Below are 14237 nucleotides of genomic sequence, written 5' to 3' on the forward strand. Positions count from 1 at the left end.
TCGACACCCCGCGGGGACATCCGTGGAGGCTGGTCAGCGCCCACTCACTCAACACAACCAAACATAACAAACCACAACTCGACAACACCTCGGTCGATCACAATCAAACAAAGAACACCACCGGAAGTGTTCAAATACTGAACACGTCGGCGTAGGTTCCGCTCTGGATCAGTTCGCGCAACGAAGCGAGTACTCATGCAAACCCCCACAGAAGCACCCGCCGTCCTGGCGGCGGAGCTACGGCTCCCCACGAACTGGCTGGACTACACGATCCTGGCGATCTACTTCGTCGTCGTCCTCGGCATCGGCTTCGCGGCCCGCCGCTCGGTGAAGACCAGCCTGGACTTCTTCCTCTCCGGACGCTCGCTGCCCGCCTGGATCACCGGCCTGGCCTTCATCTCCGCGAACCTGGCCGCCACCGAGATCCTCGGCATGGCCGCGAACAGCGCCCAGTACGGCGCCTACACCGTGCACTGGTACTGGATCGGCGCCATCCCCGCCATGGTCTTCCTGGGCCTGGTGATGATGCCCTTCTACTACGGCAGCAAGGTCCGCTCGGTCCCCGAGTTCCTGCTGCTGCGCTTCGACCGGGCCGCCCACCTGCTCAGTTCGATCCTGTTCGCGTTCGCCGCCATCCTGATCGCGGGCGTCAACCTCTACGCCCTCGCGATCGTCGTCGAGGCCCTGCTCGGCTGGCCGCAGTGGGTCGCCATCGTGGTCGCCGGTGCCTTCGTGCTCGCGTACATCACGCTGGGCGGCCTGTCCTCGGCGATCTACAACGAGGTGCTGCAGTTCTTCGTGATCCTGGCCGCCCTCATCCCGATCACCGTGCTCGGCCTGAAGAAGGTCGGCGGCTGGGGCGGTCTGACGGACAAGCTCACCACCACCCACGGCGCCGACTTCACCACGGCCTGGGGCGGCACCGGCATCGGCTCGGCCAACCCGCTGGGCGCCAACTGGCTGACCATCGTCCTCGGACTCGGCTTCGTGCTGTCCTTCGGCTACTGGACCACCAACTTCGCCGAGGTGCAGCGCGCCCTGTCCGCGAAGAACCTCTCCGCGGGGCAGCGCACCCCGCTGATCGCCGCCTACCCGAAGATCTTCATCGTCTTCCTGGTGATGATCCCCGGCCTGGTCGCCGCCGCGATCGTCCCGAAGTTCGGCACCACCGGCTCCGGCTACCAGTACAACGACGCCATCCCCTACCTGATGCAGGAGCTGCTGCCCAACGGCGTGCTCGGCATCGCGGTCACCGGTCTGCTGGCGGCCTTCATGGCGGGCATGGCGGCGAACGTGTCGTCCTTCAACACGGTGTTCACCACCGACATCTGGGCGAAGTACGTGGTGCGGGGCCGCGAGGACGGGTACTACGTGCGGTTCGGCCGCCTGATCACCGCGATCGGCGTCTGCGCCTCCGTCGGCACCGCGTTCCTCGCCTCGTCGTTCTCGAACATCATGTCCTACCTGCAGACGCTGTTCTCCTTCTTCAACGTGCCGATGTTCGTCGTCTTCATCGTCGGCATGTTCTGGAAGCGCGCGTCCGCCAAGTCCGGCTTCTGGGGCCTGCTCGCCGGCACCGTGACCGCGATGGTCAACTACTTCGTCCTCTACAAGAAGGGGATCATCTCCATCCCCACCGACCAGGGCGCCAACTTCGTCTCCGCCATCGCCGGCTTCGTCGCCGGCGCGGTCGTGATGTTCGCCGTCTCCCTGTTCACGAAGCCGAAGCCGGCGAACGAGCTGCAGGGCCTGGTCTACGGCACCCGCTCCCCCGGCATGTCCGAACCGCCCGCCAAGGGCGACGACGCCTGGTACCGCAAGCCCGCCCTGCTGGGCTGGGGCGCGATCGTGCTGGCCGCCGCCTGCTACATCCCGTTCTCGTTCTGACGCGGGAGGACCGAGGAAACCATGACCGAGAACCCCGACCGCCCCGAGCGGTTCCACTACTCCGAGGACGACGTCCAGCGGGAAGTCACCGAGCTGGAGGGCAAGTCCGAGACCGCGGCCCGGCTGTTCGACCTGCGCCGCATCATCGGCGGACTGTTCGTCGTCTACGGCGTCATCGTCACGATCACCGGCATCACCGACTCCCAGTCCGCCATCGACAAGGCCCAGGGCGTCAACATCAACCTGTGGACCGGGATCGGCATGCTCCTGCTGGGTGTCTTCTTCCTGGCCTGGCTGAAGCTCCGGCCCACTCCGCCGCCGCTTCCCCCGGAGGGCCTGCCCGAGGAGCCGGCGGGGAAGCGGTAACCGCCCGCCGGCCCCGGACCGGGGCGCGCGGGAGCCGATCGTGCGGTTCCCCGCGCCCCCTCGGTGCACCGGGCGGCTACTGCGGCCCGGACTCCCGCAGGGAACCGGCGCGGTCCAGCAGTCCCGTCCGCGCGGCGAGTGCCGCCGCCTCCAGCCGCGACCCGACCCCGAGCTTCATCAGCACCCGCTGCACATGCGTACGCGCGGTGCTCGGCGCGATCCCCATCCCGGCCGCGATCAGCCGGGTGTCCTCGCCGTCGGCCACCCGTACCAGCACCTCGACCTCCCGCGGCGTGAGCATCTCCAGCAGCCGCTGAGCCTCGTCGTCGGGCTGGGCGGCCGGGTTGAGCAGCTCCCCGAACGCCCCCTGGAGCAGCTGCGGAGCCACCGCCGCCTCCCCCGCGCGGGCCTTCATGATGGCCCGCTCGACCCCCTCGATCCGCTCGTCGTGCCGTACGTACCCCGACGCGCCCGCCGCGAAGGCCGCCGCGATGCCCCGCGGTGACGGCACCGGTCCCAGCACCAGCATCGCCACCTGCGGCCGCTCCCGCTTGATCTTCACCACCGGGTCGAAGACGCCCGGCTCGGCCGGAGCCGCCGTACCCAGCAGGCACACCTCCGGCGCCCGCGCGATCACCAGATCCGCGGCGCCCGCGGCCGGCGCCGCCGCGGCGAGCACCCGGTGCCCGCGCAGCTTGAGCGCGGACGCCAGCGCCTCCGCGAGCAGGCGATGGTCGTCGACGACCATGAGCCGCACTCCCATAGAGCAACCCCCCAGTCCCCCCCATGGATGCCCCACTATGGACGCCCACGGGTCCGCAAGGACAGAGGGCCCCCCGGCACCCCGCCCCTCTCTGCCCCCGGAAGCTACACGCTTGTTCGACGTCGCGCTGCCCCTACTGATGAGAAGTGCCCCGGATCGATGAAATCCGGGGCACTTCTCGGTAAGTCACCCTTTCGGGCGGGAGCGGCACGCGGGAATCCCGGCGCCGCCGGCCGGTCAGCCGTCCGTGCCGAACGCCACGACCAGGTACTGCTTGCTGCCCGTGCCCGAGCTCTTCGTCTCGGTGAAGACCTTGGACATGTACAGCCGCCCCTCGCCGAACAGGATCTCGGAGTAGTCCGGCAGCATGCTGCTCTCCGCCTCCTGCGCGATACCGGTGGCCGGGTTCTGCAGCAGCTTGGTCTCCTTGAAGCTGCCGCCGTCGATGCTGACGACCTGGCCGCCCTGGTCGTACGGCGTCCGCTTGTAGGCGATCAGGTTGGCGCCGTCCATGCGCAGCGGGGAGAGCGTGCAGCCGTCGCCGGCCTCGGCGCGCTGGCCGGTCTGCTTGCCCGTGTCGAGGTCGAAGGAGACGATCTCGTTGGTGTCCTTGTAGGCGGCCGAGCCGTCGTGCTCCTCGGTCGGCAGGTACAGCCGGCCGTTGCCCGCGACGATCTGGTGGCAGTCCTCGACGCGGGTGATCCCGTCGCAGCGGCCGCTGTAGGTCTTGCCGGGCGCGGAGATCCGGGCGAGCAGGCTGCCGGTCTTGGCGTCGATGGAGAAGTAGTCCGAGATGCCGCTGCCGTCACCGGCGCTGTCGCCGACGTCGGCGGCGACCACCAGCGGGTCGGTGGAGACGACGGCGGCGTACTCGACGCCCGCGGGCATCTTGTACTCGGCGATCACCTTCCCCGTCTTGGGGTCGATGTTCTGGATGTGCAGCTGCCGGTTGCCGTAGTCGCCGCACTTGCGCACCGCCACCAGCTTCGCGCCGCCGCCGTAGCCGGCGTCGTAGCAGGTGTCGCCCGCCTTCGGCTGCCACAGCAGCTTGCCGGAGTCCAGGTCGAACGCGGCCCCGCCGCCGGTGCTGCCGACCGCGACGGTGTGCTGGGAGACCGTCAGGTTCTGGAAACTCACCGGGTAGTCACCGGACTTGACCGACTTCGTCCACAGCCGCTTGCCCGTGTCGAGGTCGATCCCGGAGATCAGGCTGCATCCCGAGGTGGCGTCCTTCTGGGACATCTTCGGCCGGAAGGCGATCGCCGTCCGGTTCTCCGAGTTGACGTGACCGGTGGTCGCGCAGACCGGGCCGGGCAGCTTGATCGTCCAGCTCTCGGTGCCCTTGACGGGGTCGTAGCCGACGATCTCGGCCACACCGCTCTTGGCGTACACCTTCTCGGTCAGCCAGGAGCCGGTGGTGCTCGTCAGCTCCTTGGTCGTGGGCATCGCGACGTTGAAGAGGGGCTTCGCCGAGGGGTCGGACGGCGCCTTCTCCTTGCCGCCGCCGGTGGTGCCCCCGGAGCCCTTGTCCTCGCCGCCGCCGGTGTCGCCGTCGGAGGACGCGGTGTCGTGCTTCTTGCCGTCGTCCCCGGAGGACTTGGCGTACCAGATGCCGCCGCCGACGATCAGCGCGATGGCGACGACCGCCGCGACGACGATGTACAGGGCGGTGTTGTTCCGGCCGCCGCCGCCCTGTCCCGGCTGCTGCATCGGCATGGTCGACGGCTGCCCCGGATAGCCGTACCCCGGCTGCGCCGGGTGCATCGGCTGGGTGGGCTGCGCGTAGGGGTTCTGCGGGTGGGCGCCGTAGGCGGGGGGCTGCTGACCGTAGGCCGGGGGCTGCTGACCGTAGGCCGGGGGCTGCTGGGCGTACGGGTTCGGCTGCCCGCCGGGGTAGCCGTAGCCCGGCTGGGGCTGCGGAGGCTGCGGGGCCGGGGCGGCCTGCGGGTAGCCGTAACCGGGCTGCGGAGGCTGCGGCTGCGCGGGCGGGGTCGCCGGCGGCCCGGCCGGGGGCGCGGGCGGCTGGTCCTGCGGGGAGCCCGAACCGGGCTGCTGCGGGGGCTGGTTGGGCGGCGGAGGGGGCGGCTGGGTCATGGGAGCGGATACCTCGGTGAAACGCTGAAGGCCGGACGGCGGAGGGGACTCGGGACGGGGTGCGAAGGGATGTGCGCCGGGGTCAGTTGCCGAAGGCCATCATCAGCTTCTCCTTGGACTGGTCGCTTCCGGACAGCCGGCCGGAGGAGATGAAGAACCGCCCGTCCACCCAGTCGACGACGCCGTTGTAGAAGGTGTCCTCGACGTCGGCCGCGCCCTGCGGATTCTGCAGCAGCCTGGTGGGCTTGTGGGAGGAGCCCGCGACCGGGATCGACACCACCTGGCCGCCCGCGTCGTACGACGGCTGCACGTACGCGATGAGCTTGCCGCCGTCGATCTTCAGCGGGGCCATCGGCTCCTCGGCCGGGGACTTGGTCCGCCACTTCTCCTTGCCGTCGGCGAGGCCGATCGCGACGATCTCGTTGGCGCTGCTGAGGGAGTCCGTGGGCAGGTACAGGGTGTCGGCGTCGACCGCGACGCCCTGGCAGCCCTGGAGGTCGCGTTCGAGGATCGCCCAGCCGCAGCGGGGCGCGAACTTCTCGTTGACCTTGACCTCGGAGCGGAACTTGCCGTCCTTGGTGAAGGTGGAGATGTTCCACGCCTTCTTGTCCTGGTTGGTCAGGTAGACCACGAGCGGGTCGACGGAGTACGTCCTGGTGACCCGCCAGCCCTTCTTGACCGGCTGGGTCCACCGCACCTTGCCGGTGGCCGGATCCAGCTCCTGGATCTCGTCGTGCTCCTTGTCGGTGCCGGCCGCGCAGGAGGCCACCTGGACCAGCCGGCCGGTGCCGCCCGCGAACGCGGTCGGGAAGCAGGCCGCGCCGTACTTCTTCTTGTCGTACAGCTTCTTGCCGCTGGTGATGTCGTACGCCGTGCCCGACTGCGAGCGGCCGACCATCAGCGTCCTGCCGCTCACGGTCAGTTCGACGGAGAGCGAGCTGTCGAACAGGCCGCCGTCGGCGACCTCGCCGCTCCAGCCCTTCTTGCCCGTCGCCAGGTCGATCTGCTGGAGCTGGTTGCACTTGGCCCGGTCGCCCGAGCCGTTCATGTACGCCACGACGACCTTGCCGCCGGCCGCCTGGGGGGTGGCCGCGCAGATCTTCTGCGGGAAGTCGATCGGACCCCAGGCGGCCTTGCCGTCGGCCGCGCCGAAGGCGAAGACCTGCTTGTAGGCCGCCTTCACCGCGGTGTCGCCGGTGACCCACATGCCGGGTGCGTCGGCCCCGGAACCGGGGGCGTCGGGCGCGGACTTGTACCAGAGCACCTTCGCCTCGCCCGCCCGGCGGCCTTCGTTGAGGTTCTCCGGGTCGTCTCCGCCGGGGCCGTCGGCGGACTGGGTGGGCTCCGCCGAGGCGGAGTGCTTGGGGTCGTCGCTCTGCTGGGCGACGGGCTTCTTCCCGCCGTCGTCGCCGCTGAACGCGTAGACGGTGCCTCCGACGACGAGCAGCGCGGCCACCGCGGCACCGATGATCAGCAGCGGCTTCTTGCTGGATCCCGGCCCGCCGCCCTGGGGCGCGCCGGGGTACGGCGGCTGCTGCGGGTAGCCGTACCCGGGCTGCGGCACGGCGCCGTAGGGGCCCGCCTGCTGCTGCGGGTGACCGTAGGGGCCGGGGGTGCCGGGTGCGGTGGGTGCGCCGTACGGGCCCGGGGTGCCCGGTGCGGGCGGGGCGCCGTACGGGCCCGGCTGCTGCGGGTAGCCGTAGCCGGGCTGGGGCTGCGGGGGGCCCGCGGGCGGCTGCTGCGGCGGAGGTGGCGTGGCGGGTGCGCCGAAGCCGGGCTGGGCCGGGGGTGTCTGCGGGGGCCCGAATCCGCCGCCCTGGGGCGGCTGCTCCTGCGGCGACTTCCCCTGCGGCGCTCCGAAACCGTCCTGCGGCGGCTGGTTGGGCGGCTGAGTCATCAGCGCTCTTCCCCCTCGTTCACTGATTTTTAGCCACGCCCTGAGGTTCGCGATGGACCCAAGGTCGTACTCAGAAAGTTCTCAGACGGCCCTTTCTATCACCCGGCACCGACAGCGCACGGCCCTGGACAGCCCGCTGTTCCCAAGGGAGAACCGGCCTGTGATGCCGCCGTTACGCGCCTTCACGCCCCCTTCACGCGGCGCACGCACCAGCATCGCGCGCCCCACCTCTGCTTACGCGTCCTCCGCGAGTTCCAGCCAGCGCAGCTCCAGTTCCTCGCGCTCCCCGGCGAGATCCCGCAGCTGGGCGTCCAGTTCGGCGACCTTCCCGAAGTCGGTGGCGTTCTCGGCGATCTGCGCGTGCAGCCTGGTCTCCTTCTCGGAGACCTTGTCCAACTGGCGCTCGATCTTCTGGAGTTCCTTCTTCGCCGCCCGCTGGTCGGCCGCGCTCCTCTCGGTGCCGGCCGGCTTGGGCGCCGCGGCCGGGGACTGCGCGGCGACCGCCTCCTCCATGCGCCGGCGCCGCTCCAGGTACTCGTCGATACCGCGCGGCAGCATCCGCAGCGCGCCGTCGCCGAGGAGGGCGAAGACCCGGTCGGTGGTGCGCTCGACGAAGAACCGGTCGTGGGAGATCACGATCATCGAGCCGGGCCAGCCGTCGAGGACGTCCTCGAGCTGGGTGAGGGTCTCGATGTCGAGGTCGTTGGTGGGCTCGTCGAGGAAGAGGACGTTGGGCTCGTCCATGAGGAGGCGCAGCAGCTGGAGCCGGCGGCGCTCACCGCCGGAGAGGTCCCCGACCGGCGTCCACTGCTTCTCCTTGCTGAAGCCGAACGTCTCGCACAGCTGACCGGCGGTCATCTCGCGGCCCTTGCCGAGGTCGACGCGCTCGCGGACCTGCTGCACGGCCTCCAGGACCCGCAGGGCGGGGTCTAGTTCGGCGACCTCCTGGGAGAGGTAGGCGAGCTTGACGGTCTTTCCGACGGCGACGCGCCCGCCCACGGGCTGCGCCTCGCCCTCCGTGCGGGCCGCTTCGGCCATGGCGCGCAGCAGGGAGGTCTTGCCGGCGCCGTTGACGCCGACGAGACCGATCCGGTCGCCGGGGCCGAGCTGCCAGGTGACGTGCTGCAGCAGCACCTTCGGGCCGGCCTGCACGGTGACGTCTTCCAGGTCGAAGACGGTCCTGCCCAGCCGCGAGGAGGCGAACTTCATCAGCTCGGCGCTGTCCCGGGGCGGCGGCACGTCCGCGATCAGCTCGTTGGCCGCTTCCACGCGGAACCGCGGCTTGGAGGTACGCGCGGGGGCGCCGCGCCGCAGCCAGGCCAGCTCCTTGCGGACCAGGTTCTGCCGCTTGGCCTCCTCCGTGGCGGCGATGCGCTCGCGCTCGGCGCGGGCGAAGACGTAGTCGGAGTAGCCGCCCTCGTACTCGAAGACGTCGCCGCGCTGCACGTCCCACATGCGGGTGCAGACCTGGTCCAGGAACCACCGGTCGTGGGTGACGCAGACGAGCGCCGAGCGCCGGGTCTGCAGGTGCCGGGCGAGCCAGGCGATGCCCTCGACGTCGAGGTGGTTGGTGGGCTCGTCGAGGACGACCAGGTCCTGCTCCTCGATGAGCAGCTTGGCGAGCGCGATACGGCGCCGCTCGCCACCGGAGAGCGGTCCGATGACCGTGTCGAGGCCCTTGGGGAAGCCGGGCAGGTCCAGGCCGCCGAACAGTCCGGTCAGCACGTCCCGGACCTTGGCGTTGCCGGCCCACTCGTGGTCGGCCATGTCGCCGATGACCTCGTGGCGGACGGTGGCGGACGGGTCGAGGGAGTCGTGCTGGGTGAGCACGCCGAGGCGCAGCCCGCCGGAGTGGGTGACCCGTCCGGTGTCGGCCTCCTCCAGCTTGGCGAGCATCCGGATGAGGGTGGTCTTGCCGTCGCCGTTGCGGCCGACGACCCCGATCCGGTCCCCTTCCGACACACCGAGCGAGACGCCGTCGAGCAGGGCACGGGTGCCGTACACCTTGCTGACGTTCTCGACATTGACCAGGTTGACGGCCATTTCACTCCTGTGCGCGGGGCGGTATCGACATGCGGCTCCGCCGCGGGGGTCAGCCTTCTAGCGTAGGGCCTGCGCGGGGGGGCGGCGGCGCGGGCGGGGTGCTCCCCGGATCCGGTCCCGGCGGGCGCCGTTCCGGCGGTCCTCAGATCACGGTCGCCCCGGCCACCGGGCCCGCGGCCGTCCGCACCGACCGGCAGGTGCCGGACGCGCGCAGCGCCTCGGCCACCTTCTCCGCCGAGCCGGCGTCGCGTGTGAGGAAGGCCGTCGTGGGTCCGGAGCCGGAGACGAGCGCGGTCAGGGCGCCCGCGGCCCGTCCGGCGGCCAGGGTGTCGGCCAGTTCGGGGAAGAGGGACAGGGCCGCCGGCTGGAGGTCGTTGGAGACCGCCGACGCCAGCGCGTCCGGGTCGCCCTTGGCGAGCGCCTCCATCAGGCCGGGGGAGGCGACCGGCTCGGGGATCTCGCGGCCCTCGGCGAGCCGGTCGAACTCGCGGAACACCGCCGGCGTGGACAGTCCGCGCCCGGCCATCGCGAACACCCAGTGGAAGGTGCCGCCGAGTTCGAGCGCGGTCAGCCGCTCGCCGCGCCCGACACCGAGGGCGGCCCCGCCGACCAGGCTGAACGGGACGTCGCTGCCCAGTTCGGCGCAGAGCGCGAGGAGCTCCGCGCGGGAGGCGCCCGTGCCCCAGAGCGTGTCGCAGGCGAGCAGCGCGCCCGCGCCGTCCGCGCTGCCGCCCGCCATGCCGCCGGCGACGGGGATGTCCTTGGCGATGTGGATGTGCACGGCCGGTTCGATGCCCCGCCGGGCGGCGAGCTCGACGGCGGCGCGCGCGGCGAGGTTGGTGCGGTCCAGCGGGACCTGGTGGGCGTCCGGGCCCTCGCAGGTGACGCGCAGTTCGTCGGCGGGGGTGACGGTGACCTCGTCGTACAGGCCGACGGCGAGGAAGACGTTGGCGAGGTCGTGGAACCCGTCGGGGCGGGCGGCGCCGACCGCGAGCTGGACGTTGACCTTGGCGGGGACGCGGACCGTGACGCTCACTGCTGACCGGGCTCCTTGCTGGGCGGGCGTGGTGGACATGGCCCGGCGGGGCGGGCACCGGCCGCTCCGCCGGTGCCGGGTGCCGTCCGGGGCCTGCGGCTAGGCGGCGGGCTGGGCGTTCTCGGCGATGCGGGCGAACTCCTCGACCGTGAGGGACTCCCCGCGCGCCTGCGGTGAGACCCCGGCCGCGACCAGGGCGGCCTCCGCGGCGGCGGCGGATCCGGCCCAGCCGGCGAGTGCCGCGCGCAGGGTCTTGCGGCGCTGCGCGAAGGCCGCGTCGATCACCGCGAAGACCTGCTTGCGGGAGGCCGTCGTCCTGATCGGCTCGGTCCGGCGGACGAGGGAGACCAGTCCGCTGTCGACGTTGGGCGCGGGCCAGAAGACGTTGCGGCCGATGGCGCCGGCCCGCTTCACCTCGGCGTACCAGTTGGCCTTGACCGACGGCACGCCGTACACCTTGGAGCCCGGCGCGGCGGCGAGCCGGTCGGCGACCTCGGCCTGCACCATCACCAGGGTCCGCTCGATGGTGGGGAAGGTCTCGAGCATGTGCAGCAGCACGGGCACGGCGACGTTGTAGGGCAGGTTCGCCACCAGGGCGGTGGGCGCGGGGCCGGGCAGCTCGGTGACGTGCATCGCGTCGGAGTGGACCAGCGCGAAGCGGTCGGCGCGCTCGGGCATGCGCGCCGCGACGGTCGCGGGCAGAGCGGCGGCGAGGACGTCGTCGATCTCGACGGCGGTGACCCGGTCGGCGGCCTCCAGCAGCGCGAGGGTGAGGGAGCCGAGCCCCGGGCCGACCTCCACCGCGACGTCGTCGGGACGGACCTCGGCGGTCCGGACGATACGCCGGACCGTGTTGGCGTCGATCACGAAGTTCTGGCCGCGCTGCTTGGTGGGACGGACACCGAGGGCTGCCGCGAGTTCGCGGATGTCGGCCGGACCGAGGAGGGCGTCGGGGGTGGGGCTGCTCACGGGACAAGGGTACGGGGGCGCGGTGGGCCGGATCGCCAGGTGTCCGGTGCGAGGGGGAACCACGCGGCCGGACCTCGTGGATCGGCGTCCGCCGCCCCCGCGCCGCGTGATCGCCGGTGGCTACCCGTGCAGCTGTCTCCCGCAGGCCGGCCAGGGCGTCGCGCCCCGGCTCACGTACAGCTTCTTCGCCCGGAAGGTCTGCTCCTCGGCCGGGGCGTCCTGCGGGCGGCCGCGGCCGCCGAGGCTGTGCCAGGTGTGCGTGTCGAACTGGTAGAGCCCGCCGTACGTGCCCGAGGCGTCGACGGCGTGCGGCCGGCCGCCGGACTCGCAGGCGGCGAGGGCGCGCCAGTTCAGGTGGTCCGCGCCGTGCACGGAGGGCGGCAGCGGCTTGGTGCCGACCCTGACCACCTGGCGGCGCGGCCGGCGCACCACCTCGGTCTTCTCCCGGCGCGGTTTCTGCCGGACCCCGTTGACGGTGCGCACGAGGAAGGTGGTCCGCCGCAGTCCGGCCTGCCCGGGTTCGGAGACGACCTCGGTGCCCTTGAACAGGGAGGGGTCCTCGGTGCGCCGGACCCCGAAGGGGATCTGCTCCTCGCGGATCTCGCGGCTGCCGGTCACCCGCAGCACGGTCACCGTCTGCCCGTCGCGCGGGAAGCTGTCCGCGGGGACGGAGAGGGTGTCCTGGCCGCGCAGGGTGATCCCGGCGTCCTCGATCGCCTCGCCGACGGTGGCGGCGTTGGTGCGGACGGTGCGCGCGCGGCCGTCCGCCATGATCGTGACGGCCCGCTCGGTGCGCACGTCGAGGGCGAGTCCGGCGCGTCCGATGCTCTGGGAGCGCGAGGCGGACAGGTAGGCACCCTCGGCGCGCACGCCCAGTTCGTGCAGGGCTCCCTCGACGGTGCCGGCGGTCGTCCACACCTCGTGCCGGCGGCCGTCCAGGGTGAGCCGTACGGGGCGTCCGTAGCGCACGGCGATCCGGTCGCCGCCGGCGAGGGCGGTGCCGGGGGCGGGCGCGACCATGTCGTGGGCGCCGACGTGCACGCCCTCCTCGGCGAGCAGTTCGCCGACGTCGTCGGCGAAGGTGTGCAGGCTGCGCTGCCTGCCGTCGACGCTGAGCTCGACCGCCTTGTCCTGGGCGACGAAGGCGGTGGTGCCGCCCGCCAGGAAGGCCACGACCAGCGCCTGCGGCAGCAGGCGGCGCACCGCGGACTCCGGGCGCTCGGTGGAGCGCGCCCTGCGCCGGCGCGCCGCCCGCCCGCTGCCGTCGCCGTACCCGTCCTGTACGAGGGTGTCCTGGTCGTCGGTGTCCTTGATCTGTACGAGCGTGTCCTCGTCGGGCGCGTGGGTGTGCTCGACCAGGGTGTCGCCGCTCTGGCGCGGCAGCAGCGGTTCGGTCGCGAGCTCGTGCGCGGGTGTGGACGCCGAGGCCCGCGCCCCGGCCTCGTACGCGGGCCGGTACGTGTCCTCGTACGGCACCCCGTTCGGCACGGTCTCGGCCTCGTGCAGGCCGGGCCAGGGAGCGCCGGGCGGGCCGGCCGGCGCGCTGTAGGGGCCGTACGCCTCGTAGGTCTCGTACTGCGACTTGCTCACGCCGACACGCTCCAGAGGGCCAGACGGGTCCGGAAATCGGGCCCAGAACCTAGCGGAGCACCGGTCACTCTCCAAAGCGGCACGACTACGCAACGTGGCGCTCGAACCCAAGCCCGAGCCGCGGATCCGTTACCGGCCGGTGATGTTTCGCGTACGGTCAGTAACCGAAGGCGCGGGCGGTGTTCGCGCCCAGGGCCGTCGCCAGCGCGTCCTCGTCGAGGCCGCGCACGGCGGCCATCGCGCGGACCGTGACCGGAATGAGATACGGGGCGTTGGGCCGTCCGCGGTACGGCGCCGGGGTGAGGAAGGGCGCGTCGGTCTCCACGAGGACCAGTTCCAGCGGGGCGACGGCGAGCGCGTCCCGCAGGTTCTGGGCGTTCTTGAAGGTGACGTTGCCGGCGAAGGACATGAAGTAGCCCTCGCGGGCGCAGATCTCGGCCATGTCGGCGTCGCCGGAGTAGCAGTGGAAGACGGTCCGCTCGGGGGCGCCCTCCTCCTTCAGCACGCGCAGGACGTCGGCGTGGGCGTCGCGGTCGTGGATGACGAGCGCCTTGCCGTGCCGCTTGGCGATCTCGATGTGGGCGCGGAAGGACCGCTCCTGCGCCGCCTTGCCCTCGGGGCCGGTGCGGAAGTGATCGAGGCCGGTCTCGCCGACGCCCTTCACCCGGGGCAGCGCGGCCAGCCGGTCGATCTCGGCCAGGGCCTCGTCCAGGGCCGCGTCGCCGCCCGGCTCGCGGGCGCCCTGCCGGGACCAGCCGTCGGGGTCGCCGTGGACGATGCGCGGTGCCTCGTTGGGGTGGAGGGCGACGGTCGCGTGGACGTTCTCGTGCTCCGCCGCCGTCTCGGCGGCCCAGCGCGAGCCGGCGATGTCGCAGCCGACCTGGACGACGGTCGTGACTCCCACCGACGCCGCCTTCGCAAGACCTTCCGCGACCGTGCCGGACTGCATGTCGAGGTGGGTGTGGGAGTCGGCGACGGGCACCCTGAGGGGTGCCGGGAGCGGCGGCGCCGCGTTCTTGTCGTCCCGGGTGTTCCGGCCGGTGTTCGAAGGCATGCCCCGATCCTACGAAAGGGGCATGCGCCCGGGGGCCGGTGATCCGTTCAGCCGGCCTTGCGCTGGAACGGGTGGAGGAGATCGGACAGGTGCCAGTGGTGCGGCTCCCTGGGCCGCGCGGGCATCTCGGGGGCGCCGGGCACGTCCGGCACCTCGACGGGACCCGCCGGGGGCACCCGGTGCGGGTGGCCCTGCGCCGCGCTCCGCACCGACGAGACCTGGCCCGCGCGCATGATCCGCAGGACGTGGCCGTCGCAGTTCTGGCAGCTCGGCCGGCTCAGCGGTGAGGGCACGACGCGGCCGTCGGCCACGTACCGCACGATCTGCTGTCCGTCGGCGTCCGTGTGGTGCTCTATCGCGTACGACTGTTCCCAGCCGTGCCCACAGCGCATGCAGGCGAACGCATACGACTCGTGAACGACGGCGGTGGCCGTGCCGTGGAGGCCGGTCTGCCCTGCGATCTCACTCATGCCAGCTCCTCTTGTCCGCTGGACAAGCGCCCCGGCTCGGGATTCCCCCCGGAACCCCTGGGGCGAGG

General features: G+C 72.0%; 11 protein-coding genes. 2 read left to right on the plus strand and 9 right to left on the minus strand.

From position 1 onward, the window contains the following. Window positions 1-195 precede the first annotated feature (195 nt). Both ACF08B_RS04765 and ACF08B_RS04770 read left to right on the plus strand, forming a co-directional pair. Entirely contained in the window at window positions 196-1887 is a 1692-nt protein-coding gene (locus ACF08B_RS04765; protein ID WP_392316087.1) for a sodium:solute symporter family protein, read from the plus strand. A 21-nt stretch (window positions 1888-1908) separates the two neighbouring features. Then, window positions 1909-2253: a hypothetical protein gene (locus tag ACF08B_RS04770; protein WP_392316088.1), complete on the plus strand. Its 345-nt coding sequence runs from the start codon at window positions 1909-1911 to the stop codon at window positions 2251-2253. Between the two features lie 76 nt (window positions 2254-2329). On the opposite strand, the gene ACF08B_RS04775 is transcribed toward ACF08B_RS04770, so the two are convergent. From ACF08B_RS04775 to ACF08B_RS04815, 9 genes are all read right to left on the minus strand, one after another. Further along, entirely contained in the window at window positions 2330-3016 is a 687-nt protein-coding gene (locus ACF08B_RS04775; RefSeq protein WP_073888536.1) for a LuxR C-terminal-related transcriptional regulator, read from the minus strand. Between the two features lie 237 nt (window positions 3017-3253). Continuing rightward, window positions 3254-5110, minus strand: a complete 1857-nt coding sequence (locus ACF08B_RS04780) for a PQQ-binding-like beta-propeller repeat protein (RefSeq protein ID WP_392316089.1) — start codon at window positions 5108-5110, stop codon at window positions 3254-3256. 82 nt (window positions 5111-5192) lie between these two features. Further along, entirely contained in the window at window positions 5193-7007 is a 1815-nt protein-coding gene (locus ACF08B_RS04785) for a PQQ-binding-like beta-propeller repeat protein (protein ID WP_392316090.1), read from the minus strand. Window positions 7008-7241: 234 nt separating this feature from the next. Next, window positions 7242-9050, minus strand: coding sequence for an ABC-F family ATP-binding cassette domain-containing protein (locus ACF08B_RS04790; protein ID WP_392316091.1), 1809 nt, complete (start codon window positions 9048-9050; stop codon window positions 7242-7244). Window positions 9051-9192: 142 nt separating this feature from the next. Continuing rightward, the gene (locus tag ACF08B_RS04795; RefSeq protein WP_392316092.1) at window positions 9193-10086 is read right to left on the minus strand and encodes a 4-(cytidine 5'-diphospho)-2-C-methyl-D-erythritol kinase; all 894 of its coding nucleotides are present in this window, start codon (window positions 10084-10086) and stop codon (window positions 9193-9195) included. A 99-nt stretch (window positions 10087-10185) separates the two neighbouring features. Then, complete coding sequence (rsmA, locus tag ACF08B_RS04800) at window positions 10186-11055, minus strand: 16S rRNA (adenine(1518)-N(6)/adenine(1519)-N(6))-dimethyltransferase RsmA (protein ID WP_073888528.1); 870 nt, start codon at window positions 11053-11055, stop codon at window positions 10186-10188. A gap of 120 nt (window positions 11056-11175) precedes the next feature. Then, the gene (locus ACF08B_RS04805; protein ID WP_392316093.1) at window positions 11176-12645 is read right to left on the minus strand and encodes a ubiquitin-like domain-containing protein; all 1470 of its coding nucleotides are present in this window, start codon (window positions 12643-12645) and stop codon (window positions 11176-11178) included. Window positions 12646-12802: 157 nt separating this feature from the next. Further along, window positions 12803-13699, minus strand: a complete 897-nt coding sequence (locus ACF08B_RS04810) for a TatD family hydrolase (RefSeq protein WP_392316094.1) — start codon at window positions 13697-13699, stop codon at window positions 12803-12805. Window positions 13700-13746: 47 nt separating this feature from the next. Next, window positions 13747-14169: a hypothetical protein gene (locus ACF08B_RS04815; protein WP_392316095.1), complete on the minus strand. Its 423-nt coding sequence runs from the start codon at window positions 14167-14169 to the stop codon at window positions 13747-13749. Window positions 14170-14237: the final 68 nt, after the last annotated feature.

The organism is Streptomyces sp. NPDC015139 (genome assembly GCF_043079785.1).
In the GTDB taxonomy this organism is placed as follows: domain Bacteria; phylum Actinomycetota; class Actinomycetes; order Streptomycetales; family Streptomycetaceae; genus Streptomyces; species Streptomyces albidocamelliae.